General features: G+C 69.7%; 22 protein-coding genes. 10 read left to right on the top strand and 12 right to left on the bottom strand.

The features are described 5' to 3' along the window. Positions 1-55 precede the first annotated feature (55 nt). Positions 56-1,441: a serine hydrolase domain-containing protein gene (locus tag A4E84_RS19910; protein WP_062927878.1), complete on the top strand. Its 1,386-nt coding sequence runs from the start codon at positions 56-58 to the stop codon at positions 1,439-1,441. A 57-nt stretch (positions 1,442-1,498) separates the two neighbouring features. Here A4E84_RS19910 and A4E84_RS19905 read toward each other — a convergent pair whose 3' ends face one another. Both A4E84_RS19905 and A4E84_RS19900 read right to left on the bottom strand, forming a co-directional pair. After that, on the bottom strand, positions 1,499-1,951 hold the full coding sequence (locus A4E84_RS19905) for a GNAT family N-acetyltransferase (RefSeq protein ID WP_062927877.1): 453 nt from the start codon (positions 1,949-1,951) through the stop codon (positions 1,499-1,501). Between the two features lie 66 nt (positions 1,952-2,017). Then, positions 2,018-2,482: a MarR family winged helix-turn-helix transcriptional regulator gene (locus A4E84_RS19900; RefSeq protein ID WP_062927876.1), complete on the bottom strand. Its 465-nt coding sequence runs from the start codon at positions 2,480-2,482 to the stop codon at positions 2,018-2,020. A 142-nt stretch (positions 2,483-2,624) separates the two neighbouring features. On the opposite strand from A4E84_RS19900, the gene A4E84_RS19895 reads away from it, so the two are divergent. After that, positions 2,625-3,833, top strand: a complete 1,209-nt coding sequence (locus tag A4E84_RS19895; protein WP_062927875.1) for an MFS transporter — start codon at positions 2,625-2,627, stop codon at positions 3,831-3,833. A 68-nt stretch (positions 3,834-3,901) separates the two neighbouring features. Next, positions 3,902-4,324 carry a GlcG/HbpS family heme-binding protein gene (locus A4E84_RS19890; protein WP_062931529.1) on the top strand — a complete coding sequence of 141 codons (423 nt, stop codon included), beginning with the start codon at positions 3,902-3,904 and terminating at the stop codon, positions 4,322-4,324. A 71-nt stretch (positions 4,325-4,395) separates the two neighbouring features. Here A4E84_RS19890 and A4E84_RS19885 read toward each other — a convergent pair whose 3' ends face one another. Then, a complete protein-coding gene (locus A4E84_RS19885) occupies positions 4,396-5,259 on the bottom strand; it encodes a GNAT family N-acetyltransferase (RefSeq protein ID WP_062927874.1) in 864 nt (287 codons plus the stop codon). Positions 5,260-5,827: 568 nt separating this feature from the next. Between A4E84_RS19885 and A4E84_RS19880 the strand changes: the two genes are divergently transcribed. Next, complete coding sequence (locus A4E84_RS19880; RefSeq protein ID WP_079129028.1) at positions 5,828-7,480, top strand: globin domain-containing protein; 1,653 nt, start codon at positions 5,828-5,830, stop codon at positions 7,478-7,480. 9 nt (positions 7,481-7,489) lie between these two features. Here A4E84_RS19880 and A4E84_RS19875 read toward each other — a convergent pair whose 3' ends face one another. From A4E84_RS19875 to A4E84_RS19855, 5 genes are all read right to left on the bottom strand, one after another. Beyond that, positions 7,490-7,972 carry an NUDIX domain-containing protein gene (locus A4E84_RS19875; protein ID WP_062927872.1) on the bottom strand — a complete coding sequence of 161 codons (483 nt, stop codon included), beginning with the start codon at positions 7,970-7,972 and terminating at the stop codon, positions 7,490-7,492. A 179-nt stretch (positions 7,973-8,151) separates the two neighbouring features. Next, positions 8,152-9,057 carry a LysR family transcriptional regulator gene (locus A4E84_RS19870; protein WP_062927871.1) on the bottom strand — a complete coding sequence of 302 codons (906 nt, stop codon included), beginning with the start codon at positions 9,055-9,057 and terminating at the stop codon, positions 8,152-8,154. Between the two features lie 195 nt (positions 9,058-9,252). Next, the gene (locus A4E84_RS19865) at positions 9,253-10,488 is read right to left on the bottom strand and encodes a cystathionine gamma-lyase (protein WP_418082262.1); all 1,236 of its coding nucleotides are present in this window, start codon (positions 10,486-10,488) and stop codon (positions 9,253-9,255) included. Positions 10,489-10,646: 158 nt separating this feature from the next. Further along, positions 10,647-11,138, bottom strand: a complete 492-nt coding sequence (locus A4E84_RS19860) for a low molecular weight protein-tyrosine-phosphatase (RefSeq protein WP_062927870.1) — start codon at positions 11,136-11,138, stop codon at positions 10,647-10,649. Between the two features lie 6 nt (positions 11,139-11,144). Next, the gene (locus A4E84_RS19855; RefSeq protein WP_062927869.1) at positions 11,145-11,522 is read right to left on the bottom strand and encodes a phage holin family protein; all 378 of its coding nucleotides are present in this window, start codon (positions 11,520-11,522) and stop codon (positions 11,145-11,147) included. Positions 11,523-11,582: 60 nt separating this feature from the next. On the opposite strand from A4E84_RS19855, the gene A4E84_RS19850 reads away from it, so the two are divergent. The 4 genes from A4E84_RS19850 (at position 11,583) to A4E84_RS19835 (ending at position 13,865) form a co-directional block, all read left to right on the top strand. Continuing rightward, complete coding sequence (locus tag A4E84_RS19850) at positions 11,583-11,900, top strand: cupin domain-containing protein (RefSeq protein ID WP_062927868.1); 318 nt, start codon at positions 11,583-11,585, stop codon at positions 11,898-11,900. Positions 11,901-12,064: 164 nt separating this feature from the next. After that, positions 12,065-12,277 (top strand): DUF5326 family protein, encoded by a 213-nt coding sequence (locus A4E84_RS19845; protein WP_020271174.1) that lies wholly within the window; start codon positions 12,065-12,067, stop codon positions 12,275-12,277. Between the two features lie 320 nt (positions 12,278-12,597). Continuing rightward, on the top strand, positions 12,598-13,332 hold the full coding sequence (locus A4E84_RS19840) for an IclR family transcriptional regulator (RefSeq protein WP_257784369.1): 735 nt from the start codon (positions 12,598-12,600) through the stop codon (positions 13,330-13,332). Positions 13,333-13,430: 98 nt separating this feature from the next. Beyond that, positions 13,431-13,865, top strand: coding sequence for an SsgA family sporulation/cell division regulator (locus A4E84_RS19835; RefSeq protein WP_030849994.1), 435 nt, complete (start codon positions 13,431-13,433; stop codon positions 13,863-13,865). Positions 13,866-14,222: 357 nt separating this feature from the next. Here the strand turns inward: A4E84_RS19835 and A4E84_RS19830 are convergent, their stop codons facing one another. Continuing rightward, complete coding sequence (locus A4E84_RS19830; RefSeq protein WP_079129027.1) at positions 14,223-16,010, bottom strand: YibE/F family protein; 1,788 nt, start codon at positions 16,008-16,010, stop codon at positions 14,223-14,225. Between the two features lie 254 nt (positions 16,011-16,264). Here A4E84_RS19830 and thiC point away from each other — a divergent pair, with 254 nt between their 5' ends. Beyond that, a complete protein-coding gene (gene thiC, locus A4E84_RS19820; RefSeq protein ID WP_062927865.1) occupies positions 16,265-18,049 on the top strand; it encodes a phosphomethylpyrimidine synthase ThiC in 1,785 nt (594 codons plus the stop codon). Positions 18,050-18,152: 103 nt separating this feature from the next. Here the strand turns inward: thiC and A4E84_RS19815 are convergent, their stop codons facing one another. From A4E84_RS19815 to A4E84_RS19805, 3 genes are all read right to left on the bottom strand, one after another. Beyond that, positions 18,153-19,007 (bottom strand): hypothetical protein, encoded by an 855-nt coding sequence (locus A4E84_RS19815; protein WP_062927864.1) that lies wholly within the window; start codon positions 19,005-19,007, stop codon positions 18,153-18,155. A 183-nt stretch (positions 19,008-19,190) separates the two neighbouring features. Next, positions 19,191-20,282 carry a metallophosphoesterase gene (locus tag A4E84_RS19810; RefSeq protein ID WP_107308354.1) on the bottom strand — a complete coding sequence of 364 codons (1,092 nt, stop codon included), beginning with the start codon at positions 20,280-20,282 and terminating at the stop codon, positions 19,191-19,193. 278 nt (positions 20,283-20,560) lie between these two features. After that, positions 20,561-21,673: a LacI family DNA-binding transcriptional regulator gene (locus A4E84_RS19805; protein ID WP_079129026.1), complete on the bottom strand. Its 1,113-nt coding sequence runs from the start codon at positions 21,671-21,673 to the stop codon at positions 20,561-20,563. 430 nt (positions 21,674-22,103) lie between these two features. Between A4E84_RS19805 and hisC the strand changes: the two genes are divergently transcribed. Further along, positions 22,104-23,183, top strand: coding sequence for a histidinol-phosphate transaminase (gene hisC, locus A4E84_RS19800; RefSeq protein ID WP_062927861.1), 1,080 nt, complete (start codon positions 22,104-22,106; stop codon positions 23,181-23,183). The last annotated feature ends 13 nt before the right edge of the window (positions 23,184-23,196 follow it).

The following is a 23,196-nucleotide window of genomic DNA, read 5'->3' as shown; positions in this document are numbered from 1 at the left end:
GCCCCGGCCCTGAATGTGCTCGACGAGGGGATGCCCGGCCGGGTGGACTGGGCTCATGACGACATCTCAGGGAGAACTGCTTCCCGGAACCCGTCGCGCTCTGTTGCACCGGATCGCCGTCGCGCAGGCCGAAGGGCGAGCCCCGTCGCTCGTCGCGGCCGTCGTGCGGGACGGGACAACGGTGTGGACGGGTGCCCGGACTTCAGTGGAAGGGCACGCGCCGGACGAGAACGTGCAGTACCGGATCGGCTCGATCACCAAGACCTTCACGGCCGTCCTCGTGCTGCGGCTTCGCGACGCGGGTGCCCTGGATCTTGGGGATCCGCTCGAGAAGCATCTGCCGGGCACTGGCGTGGGGGAGGCGACCGTCGCCGAACTCCTGGCGCACACAGGCGGGCTGGCGGCCGAGACGCCCGGGCCGTGGTGGGAGCGGAGCCCTGGATCCCTGCGGCCCGAACTCGCCGACGTTCTGGGTGAGCGGCCCCTGCTGGCTCCGCCCGGCCGCCGGTTCCACTACTCGAACCCGGGATACGCACTGCTCGGCGCACTCATCGAGAAGCTCTGCGGGGCCCCTTGGGAGGAGGTCCTTCGGCGTGAAGTGCTCGAACCTCTGGGGCTGCATCGCACGAGTGTGTTGCCTCAGGCGCCTCATGCGGGCGGCTGGGCCGTACACCCCTGGGCCGATGCAATGCTTCCCGAGCCCATCGAGGATCTGGGGCGCATGGCGCCGGCCGGTCAGCTCTGGTCGACGACCGGTGATTTGGCGCGGTTCGCGGTCTTCCTGGTCCAGGGCGACGAGCGGGTGCTGAGCGCCGCGTCCCTGCGGGAGATGAGGACACCGGCCGCGCCCCACGAGGCGGCGGACGTGGCGAGCGGTTACGCCTACTGTCTGGGCATGGAGATCCGGCGACGGAACGGCCGGTCCCTCGTCGGTCACACCGGCTCGCTGCCCGGGTTTCTCGCGTGCCTCATGATCAGCGTCGACGACGACGTGGCGGCGGTCGCCATGGCCAACTCCACTTCCGGGCCGCTGCTGTTCCCGGTCGCCGCCGACCTGGTTCGCATCGTCGCCGAGGCAGAGCCGCGCATCCCGGCACCGTGGAAGCCGCTGGCTGATCTCGACCCGTCGCTGCTGGAGCTGACGGGGCAGTGGTACTGGGGGACGCACGCCTTCGCTCTGCGACTGACGGCCGACGGACTGGTCTCACTGGGGCCGCTGTCCGGTGCCGGGCGCCGCTCACGGTTCCGCTCGAACGGCGACGGCACTTGGACGGGGCTGGAGGGCTACTACGCCGGTGAGGTCCTGAAGGCCGTACGGCTGCCGGACGGGTCCGTGAGTCACCTGGACCTCGGCTCGTTCGTGTTTACGCGTCAGCCGTACGACGAGGGGGTTCCTGTGCCGGGCGGGATTGATCCCGGGGGATGGCGCGGTATCGGCTAGGCGGTGACATGACGGGGCGCTGTGTTTCACGTGAAACACAGCGCCCCGTCATGTCGGTCACAGCTGGAGCTTGAAGCCTGTATGGGAGGCCGTGAACCCGAGCCGCTCGTAGAAGCGGTGGGCGTCGGTGCGGGTCCTGTCGGAGGTCAGCTGGGCCAACTGGCATCCCTGGTCCCGGGACGCTTGGATCGCCCACTCGATGAGCTGTGTTCCCAGGCCGCTGCCGCGCTCGTCCGCGTGGATGCGCACCCCTTCGATGATCGACCTGGTGGCACCGCGGCGGGAGAGCCCGGGAATGATCGTGAGCTGGAGCGTGCCGACGACCCGGCCCTGCCGTACCGCCACGACCACACGCTGGTTCGGGTCGGCGCTGAGCCGCTCCAGCGCGGCCAGGTAAGGGGCGAGGTCGTCCGGCGACTCGCGCTGTGCGCCCAGCGGGTCGTCCGCGAGCATGGCGACGATCGCCGGGACGTCGTCGGCGATGGCGGCACGTATCTCAAGATCTCCCATGGACGCACCCTACGCAGAGCCGGCCGGTGCGGAGACGCCGCACGCGGTATGTCCTGCGCGGGTGTGCTAGGCGGGTACCGGGGCCTTGAGGGTCTCCACGACCCGGACCAGCGGGGCCAGTTCGGGGTTCTTCGCCGCCTCGTCGAGGGCTGCGCGCAGGGCGGCGTCATTGGTCGGCCGCGCCGCTTCCAGCAGTTCGAGGCCCGCTTCGGTGACGTTCGTGTAGATGCCCCGGCGGTCCGTGGGGCACAGGTAACGCTCCAGGAGCCCGCGGTCTTCCAGCCGGGTGACCAGGCGTGTGGTGGCGCTCTGGCTGAGGACGACCGCGTCGGCGACCTGCTTCATCTGCAGATGTCCGCCGTCCCCGTCGTGCTGTCGGCTGAGCACGTCCAGCAGGGAGTACTCGCGCGCGCTGAGGTTGTGCCCGGCCTGCAGGGCGCGCTCGATGTGGGCCTCGATCCTCCCGTGGAGCAGGGAGAGGGCGCACCAGCTCTGGGCGAGAGCGGTGAGCGCGGGGTCCGTCGCTGTCATTGGCGTTTCCTCCGTCCCGGAGCGGCTGCCACCCAGGATAGAGCAGGTCCGCAATAGACGGCGGTTGCATATAGCCCGCGTATGCAACTATTGTGAACGCACGCAAAGCGCTCCTGCAATCATCTGGGAAGGTAACCCCTCCATGCCTCTCGCGCTTCTGGCCCTCGCGATCGGGGCCTTCGGGATCGGAACGACGGAATTCGTGATCATGGGCTTGCTGCCCGAGGTCGCGGGCGACTACGGGGTCTCCATCCCCACCGCCGGGTACCTGGTGACCGGCTACGCGCTCGGCGTCATGTTCGGCGCCCCGTTGATGACCGTGCTCGGCACCAAGATCTCCCGCAAGCGAATGCTGATGCTGCTCATGGGCCTGTTCATCGTCGGCAACCTGCTCTCGGCACTCGCCCCGGCCTTCTCCGTCATGCTGATCGGCCGGATCATCGCCTCGCTGGCCCACGGCGCCTTCTTCGGCATCGGGTCGGTCGTCGCGGCCGACCTCGTCGCCCCGGACAAGAAGGCCGGAGCCATCGCGATGATGTTCACCGGTCTGACCGTCGCCAACGTGGTCGGCGTCCCGCTGGGCACGCTCGTCGGTCAGTCCGTCGGCTGGCGGGTGACCTTCGGCATCGTCGCCGCTCTCGGGGTCGTCGGTCTGGCCGGCATCGCCCGGCTCGTCCCCGACATGCCCAAGGCGGAGGGCGTGCGCCTGCGCCACGAGCTGGCCGCCTTCAAGAACGTGCAGGTGCTGCTCGCGATGGCCATGACCGTCCTCGGCTTCGGCGGTGTCTTCGCGGCCATCACCTACATCGTGCCGATGATGACCCACGTCGCAGGCTTCGCCGACGGCTCCGTCACCTGGCTGCTGGTCCTCTTCGGCCTCGGCATGGTCGGCGGCAACCTCGTCGGCGGCAAGTTCGCCGACCGCGCCCTGATGCCCATGCTGTACGTCTCCCTGGGGGCCCTGGCCGTCGTCCTGGCGCTGTTCACCCTCACCGCCCACGACAAGCTGCTGTCGGCCATCACCATCGCGCTGATCGGTGCCCTGGGCTTCGCCACCGTGCCGCCGCTCCAGAAGCGGGTCCTGGACCAGGCGCACGGCGCCCCGACCCTGGCTTCCGCCGTGAACATCGGCGCCTTCAACCTCGGCAACGCGTTGTCCGCCTGGCTCGGCGGCCTCGTGATCGCAGCAGGCCTCGGCTACACCGCCCCCAACTGGGTCGGTGCCGCTCTGGCAACCGGAGCCCTGGTCCTGGCCCTTCTCTCGGCCGCCCTGGATCGCCGTGCCGGTGAGCGCAGCACCGTCATCACGGGCGGCGCACCGGCCGAGCAACGGACCGCCATCCACCACTGAGCAGCCGGACCACTCCGACCGACCACATGACCCAGCACCACCAGCACGCCGTCCAGGAGAACTCCCTCATGAACACCACCACCGCTGTCGCCCCGCTCACCACCCAGGACGCCGACGCGCTCGTCGCCGCGGCCCAGCGTGCCGCCCAGGCCGCAGGCGTCACCATCAGCGTCACCGTCCTGGATGCGGGCGGCCACTTGCTCGCCTTCCGGCGGGACGACCGCGCCGTGCTGATCTCCGGGGAGACCAGCACCCGCAAGGCCTTCACGGCTCTCCAGCTGAACGCGCCCACCGCCGACCTGGTCGACGCGGTGCAGCCCGGGGGGCTCTTCCACACGCTGCCGACCGCGCTCGACCGGCCGCTGCTGTTCATCGCCGGCGGCGTTCCGGTGCACCGCGACGGCCGTCTGATCGGCGCGATCGGCGTCGGCGGCGGCGCACCGGAGCAGGACCACGGTTTCGCCACGGCCGCTCTGGAGGCCCTTGCCTGACCGGGCCCCTTCAGTACAACGATGCGGGCTCGCCGACTTCCGGGGAGCCCACATCGTCGTATCGAGGCTCTTCAGCCCGCCGCGACTGTGACCGGCGCGAACCGCCGGCTCCAGTCTCCGGGCAACTCGGTGATCCCGTACGACATCACCGAGTTGAAGGCGATGGATTCCAGGCCGCGCTCCTTCACCCACGCGAGGAGCTCTTCATGCCGCACATCGATGTCCGTGCGCAACGGACGGTCGGTGCGAACGGCAAGAGAGGCGATGAGCGCCTGCGCCACCGACGTGTCGCGTGCGATGAGCGGCCCCACCACGTGCGTGTCCATGTTGGGCCAGGCACCCGCGTACCCGATGATCCGCCCGCCCTCCTCGGCCACGCGCAACTGGTCGGCGAAGGCGGGAAGGCGGGTGACGATGTGAGTGCGGTCGGTCCCGAACACCTGCTCGTCGAGCCGGAGGATCGCGGTGAGGTCCTCGGCGGTCGCGGCTCGCGTGGCGACTCTCGGCTCCGGCCCGCCGGGAGTGAAGTGTCCGCGGACCATCTCGGCCCGCCCGGTGACCTTGAAGCCGAGTTCCTCATAGAGAGGGCGGCCGTACGGCGTGGCATGCAGGGTGAGGGGGGTGGCGCCCATCGCCGAGATGACGTGGTGCATCAGCCGGCGTCCCACACCCTGCCGAGCATGCCGTCCGGCGACCAGGACCATGCCGATCGCGGCGAGAGCGGGGTTCTGCGGTCCGTACTCGGTGACGACGCAGGCGCTGACCAGGCCGCCGTCGGGGTCGTCGATGCCGTAACCCTTCCCGGCCGTGAGGAGGAAGCCCCACTTGTGCTCCTCCCGTGGCCACCCCCGGTCCTCGGACAAGTCGGCGCACGCGGCTTGATCGCGGAGCGTCAGACGACGGATGGGCAGGGAGGCAAGGGAAGGAGTCGGCACGCAGGTCAGGCTGTCCGACGCGGGCCCCTGGCGTCCACCTCTTTCGGTGGAGACATACGAGCTTTTGGCCAGTTGTCGCCACCCGTACACGGCGTGGGCCGGTGCTGGATGTTTCACGTGAAACACGTAAGAACACCGCGTGTCCGATCGGTGCTGGGAACGGAGCGCCATCGCACCGTAGTTGACCGACTGGATGATTCGCGGGGTGGCCGCATTCGTGGTGAGGGAAGGGGGGACTTGTGTGCACGGCGGTGGCCGGTAGGGTCGACTCCGGTTCGCATCCGGGACGGGACGCCCCCGTGAGGGCCGAGTGCAGGGCAATGCAGCCTAACGGGACGGAGAGATCGAAGACCCGCGTTTCCGGTTATGCGACGGAAGCGTCCAGGCGGGTGAGAAGCTCGATGAGAGTTACTGCGGCCAATGTCACACTCTCGCCTTACTTGTCCGTACGGGGCCGGAATACGGGTTGAATGTGGCCGCATTGGCCGCGACAAGGATGGGAACGCAGACCGTCCACGGGGGAAAGCAGGCACCTTCCGACTGGGGAAGTGCGCAGACCGACCGAAAGATGCTCGAGGCGAGGCACACCATGGACGCTCCGACCACCACGTCGGCCGACAACGGCACTTCTGGCGGCGGGGGCGGCTGGTTCACACCCCGCAAGGACCCGGCGACGGCGCCGGACAGCGACGCCAGGACGTCCGACAGGACGGCAGAAGGGCGCCGCCCGGCCGCGATACGCCCGGTGGGCAGGCCCGGACCCGTCCCGGCAGCGTCGGCAGACGGCACATCCGCGCCGCCCGACTCCTCGTCCGGCAGTGTGAGCGCTGGTGGGCCGGAGCAAGGGGGTGAGGCCCCGGATCCGATATCGACGCCCGCCCCTCACGCGCCCGCCTCCCACGCCGCGCAGCACGCGTCTTCCCCTGGAGCCTCCAGCCTCGCCGGCGCCTCATCGCCGGGTCCCGCACCGACCGCGCTGACCCCCGCGCCCTTCGCCTCCACGCTGGCTGCGCCCCCACCCGCCGCTGCCGAGCAGCATGTCCCCGCCCAGCGGCACGCTCCGATGCCGTCCCCGGAAGAGGCAGCCACCGCCCCGGTCGAAGAGGGCTCCCCGGACGCCCTGCTCATCCGCCGCGCCATGGCCGAGGTAGCCCCGGTCGCCGACAAGGTCACGTCGTACTTCTACGCCCTGCTCTTCGTCCGCCACCCCGACCTGCGGTCACTGTTCCCGGCCGCGATGGACACCCAGCGGGACCGGCTGCTCAGAGCGCTGCTCACGGCCGCCGAGCACATCGACAACAAGGAAGTCCTCGTCGACTACTTGCAGAATCTCGGCCGGGGGCACCGGAAGTACGGAACACGGGCCGAGCACTACCCGGCCGTCGGCGAGTGCCTCATCGGTGCGCTCAGCAAATACGCCGCCGGGGTCTGGAACGCGGAGATGGAGGCGGCCTGGGTCAGGGCCTACACCACGATCTCCCAGGTCATGATCGACGCGGCGGCCGCGGACGAACTGCGCGCCCCGGCCTGGTGGTACGCGGAGATCGTCACGCATGACCTGAGAACCCCGGACGTCGCGGTCGTCACCGTCCGGCCCGACCAGCCGTACCCCTTCCTCGCCGGGCAGTACACGAGCGTGGAGACGCCCTGGTGGCCCCGGATATGGCGGCACTACTCCTTCGCCTCGGCGCCCCGCTCCGACGGTCTTCTGTCGTTCCATGTGAAGGCCGTTCCGGCGGGCTGGGTCTCCAATGCCCTGGTGCACCGCGCACGCCCCGGCGACATCATCCGGCTCGGCCCGCCCGCCGGTTCCATGACCGTGGACCACACCACCGACAGCGGTCTGCTCTGCCTGGGTGGCGGCACGGGCATAGCGCCCATCAAGGCCCTGGTCGAGGATGTCGCCGAGCACGGGGACCGTCGGCCGGTCGAGGTCTTCTACGGCGCCCGCACGGACCACGACCTGTACGACATCGACACCATGCTCCGCCTCCAGCAGAGCCACCCCTGGCTCTCGGTCCGGGCGATCATCGACCAGCAGGCGAACCAGCAGCTGCCGGACGCGATACGCGCCTACGGGCCGTGGAACGAGTTCGACGCCTACCTCTCGGGGCCGCCCGGGATGATCCGCAGCGGTATGAACGCCCTGAGGGACATCGGCATCCCGTCGGACCGCATACGGCACGACTCCGTCGAGGAACTGGTCGCGGCCGGAAGCTGACCAGGTGTCTCAGCCCAGGTCGGGCGCGTGCATGGCGAGCACTCCCTCGATGTTGCCGTCGAGGTAGTGGCGCAGCGACAGCGGCACGAGATGGACCGAGGCGATACCGACACGGGTGAAGGGCACGCGCACGATCTCGTACTCGCCGACCGGCTCGTCCACCTCCGGGCCATGGCGCAGGGAGGGGTCCATGGACTCCAGGCGGCATACGAAGAAGTGCTGCACCTTCACACCGGTAGCGCCGCCGTCCTCCCCGATGTGCTCCATGGTGTCCACGAAGCAGGGCACCACATCACTGATCTTGGCGCCGAGTTCCTCGTACACCTCGCGGTGCAGGGCGTCGACGACGGTCGAGTCGCTGGGCTCGACCCCGCCACCGGGAGTGAGCCAGTAGGGATCCACACCCGGCTTGGTGCGCTTGATCAAGATCAGGTCAGCACCGTCCAGCAGAACGGCGCGGGCGGTGCGCTTGACCACGGGTCGGACGGTCATGAGTGAAATGTGGCCCGGCTGGTTCCACGTGAAACATCGCGAAACGTCACCGGCCGAGCCCCCAGAGTGAGGCACGGTCCCGAGCGCCCCGATACCTGCGTCAAGGCGCCCCGGGTGCCCACGCCAGGGCGCACTCGAAACCCACGTCACGCAGCTCCCAAAGGCCGGCCGGAAGGGGCTCAGCACCAGTCGGCCGAAGCCCGCTGCAACCACTCGTGGGCCCGGGCGATGTGGGGCATCGCCAGCGTCCCGGTACGGACCACCAGAAAGTACGTCCGCAGTGGCGGCACCGTCGGCTCATGCAGGGCGACGACATCGCCCCGCTCCAGCGCCGGCGCACACAGATAGCGGGGCAGCACCGCCAGGCCGGCGCCGGCGGCCGCGCAGGCCAGGACCGCACGCAGGTCGGGGACGATCACGGTGCCCGGGGCGGCCGGGTGCGAGTCGAAGACGGAGGCCCAGTAGCGGGAGACGAAGGGCAGCGACTCGTGCACCTCCACCACGGGCACCTTCTCCAGGGCCGGTTCCGGCCTGCGGTCCGGTTGGCCGGTCCCGATCTCCTCGGCCCAGCGCGGGGCGGCGACCAGGACGTGCTCCTCGTCGCAGAGCGCAGTCGCCGTGAGCAGGGGGCCCCGCGGCTGGGCCGTGCTGATGGCCAGATCGTGATGCCCGGCGGAAAGCCCTTCCAGTGTTTCCTCGGCCGTCCCGAAGGAAGCGCGCAAGGCGAAGCCCTGACCGTCCTCACCGGTCAGCTCTGTGAGGGCGGGCAGGGCTCGTTCGGCGGTGAACTCCGGAGGACCTGCGAGGTGCAGCGTCCGTAAGGAGGAGTCGTCGTCGAGGCCGGTCTCGGTGATCTCCACCAAGGCGTCGAGATGGGGCGCGGCCTTGTGTGCGAGTTCGTCGCCGATGCTCGTCGGGGTCACGCCGCGGGCCTGCCGGAGGAACAGGGGGCGGCCCAGCTGCCGCTCCAGCGTGCGTATCTGCGAGGTGACGGCGGGCTGGGAGAGACCGAGCAGAGCGGCGGCGCGGGTGAAGGAGCCGGCCCGGTGCACGGTCACGAAGGTCCGCAGCAAGGCCAGATCCACCGCACACTCCCCTCGTCGGCCTCCGCTACCCGCCCACGGCCGTGCTCAACTATAAATAAGTCGATAGGTCTCTGTCGCTACCGTGATTGGACACTGACAGAGAGTCAACTAGCCTTGGTCGCGCGGTTCTTGCGCGCGGAACCGGGGGACGGTCCGAGCCACGAGGGGGGAGGCTCGGACCGTCCGTGGGGAGGGTCAGGCAGCCGACGCGTCCAGCGCACGCAGCACGTCCGCCACCAGGTCCTCCGGGTCCTCGGCACCGACCGACAGGCGGATGAAGCCCTCAGGCACCGCGTCCCCACCCCAGCGCCCCCGCCGTTCGGCTGTGGACCGCACCCCGCCGAAGCTCGTCGCGTCGTCCACGAGCCGCAGCGCGTCGAGAAAGCGGTCGGCACGCGCGCGCGTGGGGAGGGTGAACGACACCACGCAGCCGAAGCGCCGCATCTGCCGCGCGGCGATCTCGTGCGAGGGATCGTCAGGGAGACCCGGGTAGCGCAGCCCGGCCACCTCGGGCCGTTCGTGCAGCGCCTCGGCGATGGCCAGGGCCGTCGCGCTCTGCCGGTCGACCCGCATCTGGAGCGTCGCGATCGAACGGTGCGCCAGCCAGGCCTCCATGGGCCCTGGAATGGCCCCGACGATCTTGCGCCAGCGGCGCACGGCGGCCATGGCCTCGGCGTCCCGGCCGACGACATAGCCCAGGAGGACGTCACCGTGGCCGGTGAGTTGCTTGGTGCCGCTGGCCACCGCGAAGTCGGCACCGAGCTCCAGCGGACGCTGACCGAGCGGCGTCGCGAGGGTGTTGTCGACGGCCACCAGGGAACCACGCGCGTGTGCCGCCTCGGCGAGCCGCCTGATGTCGCACACGTCGAGCCCGGGGTTCGACGGCGTCTCGATCCACAACAGCCTCGCGCCGTCGAGGACGTCGAGCTGGGCGTCGCCGCCCGTCGGCGCGGTGCGCACCTCGATGCCGTACGCCTCCAGCTGGGCGCGGACCAGCGGCAGCGCCTGGTAGCCGTCGTCGGGCAGGACGCACACGTCGCCGGTGCGCAGCTGGGAGAAGAGCACCGCCGAGATCGCGGCCATGCCCGACGCGAAGACGAGCGTCTCGGCATCGCCCCGGCCGGGTGCCTCCAGCTCGCCGACAGCGCGCTCCAGCAGCGTCCAGGTCGGATTCTCGTCCCGGCCGTAGGTGTAGGGGCCGGTCGGGTCACCCGGCAGGTGGAAGTGGGCGGCGAACACCGGGCCGGGCAGGGTGGGCTCGTACTTGACCGGCTCGGGCAGCCCGGCCCGCACCGCGCGTGTGCCGTCACCGGCCCCCGCGGTGGCCCGTCCCGCAGTGCCCGTCACCTCGTCGACGCCGCCCGTCGCCTTGTCCCCGGCGCCCGTAACCTCGTCGAAGGACCCTGTCGCCTCGTTCGCGGCACTCGCCATCGTGTCGGCGGTCCCCGGCACCTCGTCCACGGCGTCCGTCACCCGGCCCGCCGCACTGGTCACCCGGCTCGCGGCGTCCTTCGTCTCCTCCGTCGCGGCCGCCGCCCGGGCCGAGTCGCCCTTCGCCCCGCCCGCGTCATCCGTCGTCGCGGAATCGCTCATGCCGCCCGTCCCTCCACGTCCTTGCGCACGGCGGCGAGCAGACCGGTGCTCGCCGCCTCCACCATCTCAAGGCACTCCTCGAAGCCGTCCATGCCCCCGTAATAGGGGTCCGGTACGTCGAGGTCGTCGCCGGCGGCAGGATCGTACGAGCGGAGCAGCCGTACCTTCTGGGCGTCCTGCTCCGTCGGCGCGAGGCGGCGCAGCGCCCCGAGGTGGCCGGAGTCGAGGGCGATCACCAGGTCGAGGCGGGAGAACCAGGACGGCTGGAACTGCCGGGCCGTGTGGCCGCCGGCGTAGCCGTTGTCCTCCAGGACGGCCACCGTGCGCGGGTCGGCGCCGTCGCCCTCGTGCCAGCCGCCCGTGCCGGCGCTGTCGACCTCCACCAGCCCGTCGAGACCGGCCTCCGCCACGCGTGCGCGGAAGACGATCTCGGCCATCGGGGACCGGCAGATGTTGCCCGTGCAGACGAAGCAGACGCGGTACGTCATGTCTGCTCAGTCCCCGTCGGGCAGGACGACGTGCAGCGCCCAGGAGACGACCGAGATGATCAGGCCGCCCAGGACGGCCGTCCAGAATCCCTCCACATGGAAGCTCAGGTCGAGCTTGTCCGCCAGCCACGAGGTGAGAAGCAGCATCAGCGCGTTGACGACCAGCGTGAACAGGCCGAGCGTCAGTATCAAAAGCGGCAGGCTGAGGAGCTTGACCAGCGGCTTGACCAGGAAGTTCACCAGGCCGAAGAGCAGCGCGACGATGATCAGAGTGCCGATCTCCTTGCCCGTGCTGTCACCGGTCAGAGTGATCTTGTCGAGCAGCCAGACGGCGACCGCAAGGGCACCCGCGTTGGCGATCGTCTTGACTAGGAAATTCATCATGTGTCTGATCGTGGCAGACCTGATCGGACACGGGCACAAGAGGCAGGGGCGGATAAGGCGATGAAAGCATTCCGGCTGGATGAACTGGAGGCGGAGCGCGCCGCCAACGAGGGCGCCTACCTGCAGTTTCTGCGGGAGCAGAACATGTCGGTCGGTCTGTACGCCCTGGACGCGGGCGAACAGGATCCACAGAAGCCGCACAATCAGGACGAGGTCTACTTCGTTGTGAGCGGCCGTGCCGCGATCACCGTCGGCCTGGAGACGACCCAGGTGGCGCGCGGCAGCGTGATCTACGTGCCGGCGGGTGTCGCCCACAAGTTCCACCACATCACCGAGGACCTGAGGGTGCTGGTGGTCTTCTCTCCGCCCGAGAGGTGACGGACCGCCTCAGGGTTCCCTAGGGGATCGGTCAGGGGAGGACAAGGGGTGCGAGGCCCCCGTTCGACCCCGCCCGGACCTAGCATCGAGTGCAGGACATCAGAGATCCAGAAGGACCGACAGGGCCCGGCACTCGAACGGGTGGGAAGGTAAGGACGAGGGCGATGCGAGAGATCTTCACGGGACTGCCGTGGTGGGTGAAGTGGATCGCGGTGCCGGTCATCGCCCTGGTCGTGTTCGGCGGGCTGATCGCCAGTGTGGTCGGCTTCGTCATCGGACTGCTCTTCAAGGTGCTGGTCTTCGTGGCCCTGGTCGGTGGACTGATCTACGTCGTACGGAAGTTCACTTCGAGCTCCTCGTCGCGCAGCGACTGGTGAGACCGGTGGGAAACCGGTGGGGGTAGCGGGAAACACCTGGAATCACCCGTTCCCTCGGGCGAGGGAAGTTTCCCGTCCGGACCGTCTGCATGCGGTGGCAGACGAATAGAGTCCGGAACTCGACGCGGGGACTTCCCCCGCGAGCGGCATTCACCCCACCCGTGTTCCTCCGCACGGTCTGCCCCCTCGCGCTTCGGGAGAGACCCTTGGTCCCGGCTGACACCGCACCCGTCCAGCTCCACACCGTCCCCGCGCAACCGCGCTCGGCGGCGCCACCCGGGCCACCGCCCCCCTCCGCGCAGGCGCCTCCGCCGACCCTCATCGGCTCCGTGCAGCGCGCGATGCGCCTGCTGGAGACCGTCGCCGTACACGAGTACGGGGCCCCAGCCAAACAACTGGCCCGTGAGACCGGGTTGGCGCTGCCCACGACGTACCACCTGCTGCGCACGCTCGTGCACGAGGGCTATCTGCGCCGGGACAAGGGCCTGTTCTTCCTCGGCGAGGCGGCCGAGCGGCTGAGCAGCAGCGGGGCGCGGCAGAAACGTCGCAGCACGGTCGTCGACGCGCTCGCGCACTGGCGGGACGTCCTGGGTGTGCCCGTGTACTACGCGGTGTACCGCGAGGGCGAGATCGAGGTCATGTGCGTCTCCGACACCCCGGGCAACCCGGCGGTCGAGGAGTGGGCAGACTTCCGTGAGACCGGGCACGCGCACGCCATCGGGCAGTGCCTGCTGTCCCAACTGGACGAGGAAGCACGCCGGGACCACCTCGACCGCTACCCGGTGCAGCCCCTCACGCCGAACACGGTGCGCGACAACCACAGTCTGCTCCGGCGTCTGGAACGGATCAGGCGGATGGAACCCGTGACCGAGCGTCAGGAGTACGCCCTGGGTGCGGTGTGCGCCGCCATCCCGCTCACCCTCGGCACCACGGCCGCGACGATGGCCATCTCACTGCCCGCACACCAGGCCGACCGACTGCTCCCCGCAGCCCGTCAGTTGCAGACCGAGATCGGGCGGGCGCTCGGCTCGCTCGCGCTCTCTATCAGTATGTGAAAACTCACTCCTTGTGATCTGCTGTGTACGTTCAGCAAGATTCCACCAAGTGTCAGAGGTTCGTTCCCGGCCAGTCACGGCGAATGACGGGGTTATCGATGCGCGAGTCCGTACAAGCAGAGGTCATGATGAGCTTTCTCGTGTCCGAGGAGCTCTCCTTCCGCATTCCGGTGGAGCTGCGCTATGAGTCCAGTGATCCCTATGCCGTCCGGCTGACTTTTCACTTGCCCGGTGATGCCCCGGTGACATGGGCTTTCGGGCGGGAGTTGCTGATCGACGGGGTCGGCCGACCGTGCGGGGAGGGCGATGTGCGGGTCACGCCCGTCGACCCCGACGCGCTGGGCGAGGTGTTGATCCGGCTTCAGGTGGGCAGCGACCAGGCGTTGTTCCGGTCGTCGACGGCACCGCTCGTCGCTTTCCTGGACCGTACGGACAAGCTGGTGCCGCTGGGCCAGGAGGGCTCGCTCGCCGACTTCGACGCGCACCTCGACGAGGCCCTGGACCGCATCCTCGCCGAGCAGGGCGCTGGTTGAGACATGGGCCCGGCGGCACGGTGGAGTAACGCTTCACCGGGTGCCGCCGAGCTGTGCAGGAACGCTTCTTCCTGCGATCTTCGTATGACCGGGCGATCTTCACGCGGTCCGAGGTGGTCGATCCGAGACGCTTCGAGGGGGCGACGGGCCGGACGCCGGGGCGCCACGTCAAGGACCGGGGCGCCACGCCGAGGGGGCGCCACGCCGAGGACTCGGGGCGCCACGTCGAGGAACAGGACGCTGCGCCGAGGGCCGGGGCGCCGGCCGGGAGTCCGGCCCGCACCAGACGCCGGGGGCCCAGGCCCGCACCAGACGCCGGAGGCCCGCACCTTCGCAGGCGTCCGCAGCGCAGTGGCGTCAGCGCTTGCGGCGCCGGCCCCTTCCCCCGCGCGCCGAGACCGCGGAGGCCTCCAAGGCGGGCTCCGTGCCGGGCCGGTCGGCCGAGACCACCAGCGCCGCCAAGGCCGTGGTGACCGGCACCGAGGCGACCAGGCCGATCGAACCGACCAGCGTTCGCACGATCTCCTCCGCGACCAACTCGCTGTTGGCAACCGTCCCGACACTGCTCTGCGCGATCGAGAACAGCAGCAGCAGCGGCAGCGCGGCACCCGCGTAGGCGAGGACGAGCGTGTTGACGACCGAGGCGATGTGGTCGCGGCCGATCCGGATGCCCGCGCGGTAGAGCCCGCGCCACCCCATCGACGGATTGGCCTCGTGCAGCTCCCAGACCGCCGAGGTCTGGGTGACCGTCACGTCGTCGAGCACACCCAGCGAGCCGATGATGATGCCGGCGAGCAGCAGACCGCTCATGTCGATCGTCGGGTAGAGACCGTGGATCAGGCCGGTGTTGTCGTCGGTGTTGCCGGTGAGCGCGGCCCAGTCGATGAACACCGAGCCGAGAATGCCGATCAGCAGCAATGAGATGAGGGTGCCCAGCACCGCCACGGATGTTCGGGCGGACGGACCATGACAGAGGTACAGGGCGATGAGCATGATGGCGCTCGCGCCCACCACTGCCACGACCAGCGGGTTCGAACCCTGCAGGATCGCGGGGAGGATGAAGAAGTTCAGCACCATGAAGCTTATGGCCAGCGCGACCAGTGCCATGACACCCCGCAGCCGCCCGACGACCACGACGGCGACGGCGAAGATGCCGGCGAGCAGAGCCATGGGCAGCCGACGGTTGACGTCGGTGACCGAGTACTGCAGGTCCTTCGGCGCCGACGGCTCGTAGGCGACGACGACCTTCTGGCCCTCGTGCAGTTGCCGGGACTGGTCGGGCTGGACGATCTCGGTGAACGTACGGCCCTTGTCGTCGCCGCTGTCGACCCGGATCGTCGCCCGCTTGCAGGTGCCCTCCTCCTGCTGCACCGCGGAGGAACCCTCAGCGGTGGAGGTGTCGCCGGTCGGCGGAACGCCCGAAGCGCCGGCCTCCTTGCAGCTCACCTCGACCACCTTGGTGACCGTGGCGTCCTGCGTCTGCCGGTCGAAGCCGACGCCGGTGCGCTCGTGAGCCGGGGCGCCGCCCGGCCACAGCACGACGAGACCGACCAGCACCGCCGCGGCGAACGGGATCAGGACCGCCGCGATGACCTTGCGCAGATGCATGGAGACGGGCGTGGCCGGACCGTGGCTGTGCGAATGCCCGTGGCCGCCGCCCGGGGCGGAACCGGGCCCGTGCCCGCGCCCGCCATCTCCGCCACGGCCGTTCCCGTCAGCGCCACCGCGCCCGTGCCCGCCACCTCCGCCATGACTATTCCCGTCACCGCGACCGCGCCCGTCACCTCCACCTTGGCCATGGCCATTGCCGTCACCGGCACCGTGGCCATGTCCGTCGCCGCCACGGGGCCCACCACCGGGGCCGTGGCCGGGGCCCTGACCGCCGGGGGGAGCACCGTGACCACCGGGAGAACCGGCACCTGGGCCGCCACCGAAGCCCGGTCCGTACTCACCGCCGTCCGAGGGGCCGAATCGACGGTCACGTCCGTCACGCCCATATCCGGGCCCGGGGCCCTGCGGCCCGGCCTGCATCGGCCCGCTTCCGGCGGCGAAATCATGGCCGTCACCACGGCCGTCGCCGTTTCCGGCGCCGGATCCGCGGGGCGGCTCGGGCGGTGGGTAGGGGGGACGCTGCGTCGTGGTCACCGACCGATCATCGCAAGAACGAGGGGGGCCCTCTGTTCACCGCGCCAGAATTGCCGCTAGCGTGGAGGCACCTTTTGTACACGCGGGAGCTCGGAGCACCGGGCTGAGAGGGCGCTGACCTCCGTCCCAGCGATGTTTCACATGAAACATCGCCGGATTCGAGTGATGTTTCACACGAAACGTCGCCGGACGGAAACCGCTGCGTCGACCGCCGAACCTGTTACCGGGTAATGCCGGCGTAGGGAGTAGGTCTGATGACCAACAAGGACGCACGCACGCCTGCCTCCGTTCAGGACGAGAAGTCCGAGGAGGCCGGGAAGTCCATCGGCTGGCACAAGGCGTATATCGAGGGCACCCGCCCCGACCTGCGCGTGCCGGTCCGTCAGGTGCACCTCACCAACGGCCAGTCGGTCACGCTGTACGACACGTCGGGCCCGTACACCGATCCACTCGTCGACACCGACGTCCGCAGGGGCCTGTCGCCGCTGCGCGAGAACTGGATCATCACCCGCGGCGACACCGAGGAGTACGCGGGCCGACCCGTCCGTCCCGAGGACGACGGCATCAAGCACACCTCGCCCCGCGGCGGCCTCCGCAACCTGGACGCCGTCTTCCCCGGCCGGCCGCGCCAGCCGCGCCGTGGCAGGGAGGGGCAGGCGGTCACGCAGCTCGCGTACGCCCGCCGGGGAGAGATCACGCCCGAGATGGAGTACGTCGCCATCAGGGAGAACGTGGCGCCCGAGGTCGTGCGCGACGAGATCGCCGCAGGCCGGGCCGTGCTGCCGGCCAACGTCAACCACCCGGAGATCGAGCCGATGATCATCGGTAAGCGATTCCTGGTGAAGGTCAACGCCAACATCGGCAACTCGGCTGTGACGTCCTCCATCGAGGAGGAGGTCGAGAAGATGACCTGGGCGACCCGCTGGGGCGCCGACACGGTCATGGACCTGTCCACCGGCCGCAACATCCACACGACGCGGGAGTGGGTCCTGCGCAACTCCCCCGTCCCCATCGGCACGGTGCCGCTTTACCAGGCGTTGGAGAAGGTCGACGGCCGGGCCGAGGAGCTGACCTGGGAGATCTACAAGGACACGGTCATCGAGCAGGCCGAGCAGGGCGTGGACTACATGACGGTCCACGCGGGCGTGCGCCTGGCGTACGTGCCGCTGACCGCGAACCGCAAGACCGGCATCGTCTCCCGCGGCGGCTCGATCATGGCCGCCTGGTGCCTCGCGCACCACAAGGAGTCGTTCCTGTACGAGAACTTCGAGGAGCTCAGCGAGATCCTCGCCGCGTACGACGTCACGTACTCGCTCGGGGACGGCCTCAGGCCCGGATCGATCGCGGACGCCAACGACGAAGCGCAGTTCGCGGAGCTGCGCACGCTCGGGGAACTCAACCGGATCGCGAAGCGTTTCAACGTACAGACCATGATCGAGGGCCCGGGCCACGTCCCGATGCACAAGATCAAGGAGAACATCGACCTTCAGCAGGAGATCTGCGATGAAGCTCCGTTCTATACGCTCGGCCCGCTGACCACTGACGTCGCGCCGGCGTACGACCACATCACCTCCGGCATCGGTGCCGCGATGATCGCCTGGTGGGGCACGGCGATGCTCTGCTACGTCACGCCCAAGGAGCACCTGGGCCTGCCGAACCGTGACGACGTGAAGACCGGCGTCATCACCTACAAGATCGCCGCCCACGCAGCCGACCTCGCCAAGGGACACCCGGGTGCGCAGGAGTGGGACGACGCGCTGTCCGACGCCCGTTTCGAGTTCCGGTGGGAGGACCAGTTCAACCTGGCCCTCGACCCGGACACGGCACGGGAGTTCCACGACGAGACCCTGCCCGCCGAGCCCGCCAAGACGGCTCACTTCTGCTCGATGTGCGGTCCCAAGTTCTGCAGCATGAAGATCTCGCAGGACATCCGCCGTGAACACGGCGGCACACGGACCGAGATCGAGGAGGGCATGGCCCTGAAGTCGAAGGAGTTCGCGGCGAGCGGGAACCGCGTGTACCTGCCCATCGCGGACTGACCCGGCCGCGCACAGGCCCGGGGGTCGATGGTCCCCCGGCCTGTGGTCCGTCCGCTCGGGTCCGCCCCCTCGGATCCGCCGCTCGGACGGGCTCCGATGGGTGCTACTCCGGCTGGTGCTCCGGCCCTCCGAAGTCCGGGCTGGTGTAGTCCGGGCTGCTGAAGCTGGGGCGCGAGCCGCGGTCGCCGTCGTCCGGGCTGCTGAACCCCGGCCGTCCGTAGCCGAGGTGCGGCATGCGGCTGACCGGCGTGGACGAGGGCGTGTGGTGCAGCGCTGCCGCCGCGCCGGGGTCGACGAGGGCCTCCCGCAGGAAGGGCAGGATGCCGCGTTCCAGCAGAGCCTCGTGCCAGGCCTCCTTGGCCTGGGCCACCTCGCCCTGCATTTCGCCGTACGGTCCGCCTTCGGCCGTGGGCTTGTTCCGCAGGGCCGTGAGCAGCAGCCCCACGGCGGCGACGAGGATCGCCGCCGCGGTCACGGCGCCGAAGACCCAGCCCGTGGTGAGCATGGTCCGGGCGAATCCCTGCTCCGGGTCGAGCATCCGCAGGATGTAGCCGACGAGCAGGAAGATCGCAGCGGCCGTTCCGGCGAGGACAGGTGCGAGGACGGCGACGACGGCGACGGCGCCCGCGCCGGCGGTCTCGGCGACCCCGCCCATGGTGGCGGCGAGCCCCGACGCGCCCGTACCGGGCTCGGCGGAACCGGACTCGCGCACGGCCGACGCCGGCTGTCGCAGTTCGTCGCGGACCTTGACGTAGTGCTGGTACTCGGCCGACGCGGCCGCCGTGATGAGTGCGGTCGCGTTCAGCGCCATGGTGCGCAGTTGTTCGGAGTTGAGTCGCTGACCGACAGCGGCCAGTTCGGGACGGTGTGGTGCGGAGCGCAGCGCCTCATCGAGGATCCGCTCGTATTCCTGGCGGTCCTCACTCAACAGGTGCTGCGGAACGCTGTTCATGTGCATCCCCCGATGCTCCGTAGGGCTTGTGGCTCGGCATGCTGACGAGCCGTCGGGCAGAAACGGAGGGGAGCCTGCTACGGATAAGCCGATGGTAGAGCGGTGACGGTATGCGGTGACAGGGGGTTTACCGAAATTGACCCCTCACCGGCCCAGTCCTCCGAAGGGGAATGCCTGCCCGGTGAACGTTCACGTATCCAGCGGCAGTTGCTGGACCAGTAGCTTTCCGGCCATGGTCACGCCACCGTCCATCGCGATGGCGAGTCCGTCGGCGTAGACGTGCGGGCCCTCGATCACGGGGTCGCGGTTGTCCTCGTCGTCCTCGGAGCCGACCTCGCCCAGCAGATACGGAATCGGGCTGTGCCCGTGAACGATGCGGGTGCCCCCGTACGTATCGAGCAGGGAACGCACGGCGTCCGCGCCGCCCTCGTCGCGGAAGGAGAACCGCTTGGTGAACTTGCGGAACAGGTCCCAGACCTCGTCCGCGTCGTTGCGGGTGATCGTCTCGCGGACGGTGTCGTTGACCTCCTCGATGGAACGGCCGTAGTCGAGGTAGGCGGTGGTGTCCGAGTGGACGAGCAGGTGGCCGTCGACCTCCTCGATGGCGTCAAGGCGCGACATCCACTGCAGGTGGTGGTCCTGGAGACGGTCCATGTCGGTCTTCTGGCCGCCGTTGAGGAGCCACGCCGCCTGGAAGGTGGCGGTGCCCGCGCCGGAGTTGACGGGGGTGTCGCCGAACCGCTTGGCGCCGAGCAGCAGCAGCTCGTGGTTGCCCATGAGTGCCTTGCAGTAGCCGCCGGCCGCGGCGGCCTCGGCGGACAGCCGCATCACGAGGTCGATGACGCCGATGCCGTCCGGCCCGCGGTCGGTGAAGTCGCCGAGGAACCACAACCGGGCGGTGCCCGCGCACCAGTTTCCGGCGGCGTCGAGCAGGCCCTTCTCCTGGAGGGCCGACACCAGCTGGTCGAGGTAGCCGTGCACGTCACCCACGACGTACAGCGGGCCCTGCCCGGTGATGGCCTGCGGGGCGGCGGCGGTCTCGGGGTCCACGGTCACCTGGACAGTGTCACCCCGGTTGATGACGGGAAGGTCGCGCTCGGTCGGCGTGTACCCCTCGGGGTAGGCCTCCTCGGGCGGCGGGGCGACGTCACCGGGGTGGACGCTGTGGACGTACGGACCGGTCTCGTGGACGTACGCGGGCACCCGGAAGTCGCGCAACGTCGCCGTTCGCTCCACCTCGGGTCCCTGACCGGCCCCCTGAGTCATCGACCCCTCCACCATCGCGCCGCATTGCACCGCATCGGACTGCCTGGTCGTAGCGGCCCGCGGGTGTCGTGGGCCCATCATAGGAATGCGGATCGCGCCATGTGATGACCCAGGGGTGGTGAATCAGAGCAAGAGTCCAGTTCACCGCGGCTTTCGCCCCGATTGGGCCGGGCTTTGACCACCGTGTGACCGTCCTCGCTCTTCTGCTCTTCGCGAGAACGATCCCTTCTCTCCGGGGGACCGGCCCTGTTTCTCCCCAGGAGTACGACCATCCCTTTACCCGCGTGCGGGACCTACGTCTCCTCGGGTGATCGCGGGGGGCTGACCGTCGTACGCGGCGAGCGTCGCTGGGACGAGGTGCGCACGATCAGCTCCGTCGGTATCACCTGCTCCACCGGCCGGTCGGATTCCGCTCCCTCGATGGCGTCGATGAGGAGCTGCACCACCGCCGTGCCGATGCGGCGCGGCTTCAGGGAGAGCGTGGTGATCGGCGGCTCGGTGTTGGCGTACACGGTGGACTCGCTGCAGCAGACCAGCAGCAGGTCGTCCGGGACGCGCAGGCCGTAGCGGCGGGCCGCAGCGAGCAGGTCGGTGCCGTTCGGGTCGAACAGTCCGTAGACCGCGTCGGGCCGGTCGGGCCGGGCGAGCAGCCGGTCGGCGGCCACGGCTCCCGCGCACGGATCGTGCGCCGGGTAGGCCTCGTACACCGGATCCTGGCCCACCCGCTCGCACCAGCGCAGGTAGGCCGTGGTCGACAGGTGGGTGTACGTGTCCGTCGACGTGCCGGTCAGCAGGCCGATGCGGCGGGCGCCGGCGTCGGCCAGGTGATCGAGGATGCCGAGGACGGCGGCCTCGTGGTCGTTGTCGACCCAGGCCGTGACCGGAAGCGCGCCGGCCGGGCGGCCGTCGGAGACGACCGGCAGACCCTGTCGGACGAGTTCGCTGACGACCGGGTCCTGGTCGGAGGGGTCGATGACGACGGTGCCGTCCAGGGCGACGTTCGACCACACGTCGTGGCGGGAGGTCGCGGGCAGGATGACGAGGGCGTAGCCGCGGGCGAGCGCGGCGGAGGTGGCGGCCCGCGCCATCTCCGCGAAGTACGCGAACTCCGTGAAGGTGAAAGGTTCATCCCCGTACGTGGTCACGGTCAGGCCGATGAGTCCCGACTTGCCGGTACGGAGGGTCCGGGCGGCGGCCGAGGGGCGATAGCCCAGCCGGTCGGCGACCTCGCGGACATGGCGCCGGGTGGCGTCCGGGAGCCGGCCCTTGCCGTTGAGGGCGTCGGAGACGGTCGTGATGGAGACTCCGGCTGCGGCGGCCACGTCTCTGATGCCCGCCCGACCCGGCCTGCTGCCTCGCCGTGAGGTTTCCGCGCGGCTCACCTGGTGCTTCCCTGCTGCTGTCATGGCGAGCCGATAGTAGGGCTCATGCGGTGGGGTAGGGCGGACGCATATGCACGCATTGACAGGCACGTTTCTGCATGATCATTTACCAGCAATTGCTTTGGAAACCAAGGGCGTTGAGCGCTCTCATGGCAGTACGTGCCTTGTCGGCGCGCACGGGCCTGCCAAGTGGGCGATGTTGCGAAGAGGTCTCAACTCACCTGCACGAGGGATGCGCGCCACGGCGTGCACCACCGGCGCGTAGGTATATGCGAGGCGCGCCCCTGGATTCGTACGCCTTGGTGCGGCGATGCCCCTGATGCCGGTGGGACGGGGAGGCCGGGGCCGGCTGCTCGGTCGTTGCTCTACGCAGCGGCGCCGAATCCTCATAAGGTGAGGAGTATTGGATGTCGGCGGCGGTCATGGGCCGCCGGTCTTCACGAGGAGGACTGCGGTGAGCGAGACGAGCCCCAAGCTGCGCGCCGAGCTGGAGGGGATCCCCACCTACAAGCCGGGCAAGCCCGCTGCGGCGGGTGGTCCGGTGGCCTACAAGCTGTCCTCCAATGAGAACCCGTATCCGCCGCTGCCGGGCGTGATGGAGACCGTGACGGCGGCGGCCTGCAACTTCAACCGCTATCCGGACATGGCCTGTACGGCGCTGATGAACGAGCTGTCCGAGCGGTTCGGCGTGCCTCTTTCCCACTTGGCCACCGGTACCGGTTCGGTCGGTGTCGCCCAGCAGCTGATCCAGGCCACCTCCGGCCCGGGCGACGAGGTGATCTACGCCTGGCGGTCGTTCGAGGCGTACCCGATCATCACGCAGATCAGTGGCGCGACGTCGGTCCAGGTGCCGCTGACCCCCGGGGATGTGCACGACCTCAACGCGATGGCCGACGCGATCACCGACCGGACACGGCTGATCTTCGTCTGCAACCCCAACAACCCCACCGGCACGGTGGTGCGGCGGGCGGAGCTGGAGCGCTTCCTGGACCGGGTCCCGAGCGATGTGCTGGTGGTCCTCGACGAGGCCTACCGCGAGTTCATCCGCGACCCCGAGGTGCCGGACGGCGTCGAGCTCTACCGCGACCGGCCCAACGTGTGTGTGCTGCGGACCTTCTCGAAGGCGTACGGCCTCGCCGGCCTGCGTGTCGGTTTCGCCATCGCCCACGAACCGGTGGCCGCGGCGCTGCGCAAGACGGCGGTGCCGTTCGGCGTGAGCCAGCTCGCGCAGGAGGCGGCGATCGCCTCGATGCGGGCCGAGGACGAACTGTTCGGCCGGGTCGGCTCGCTGGTGTGCGAGCGCACGCGCGTGGTCGACGGGCTGCGCTCGCAGGGATGGACGGTGCCCGAGACCCAGGCCAACTTCGTGTGGCTGCGGCTGGGGGAGCGCACGGTCGCGTTCGCTCAGGCGTGTGAGCAGGCTGGTGTGGTGATCCGGCCGTTCCCGGGTGAGGGTGTGCGGGTCACGGTCGGGGAGGCCGAGGCGAACGACATCTTCCTGAAGGTGTCGGAAGGATTCCGCAAGGAGCTGTAGCCCTCGCCTCCGG

Source organism: Streptomyces qaidamensis, from assembly GCF_001611795.1.
GTDB classification, from domain to species: Bacteria; Actinomycetota; Actinomycetes; order Streptomycetales; family Streptomycetaceae; genus Streptomyces; species Streptomyces qaidamensis.
The sequence above is the reverse complement of the archived record's forward strand: the minus strand, read 5'-3'. Positions and strand labels throughout refer to the sequence as shown.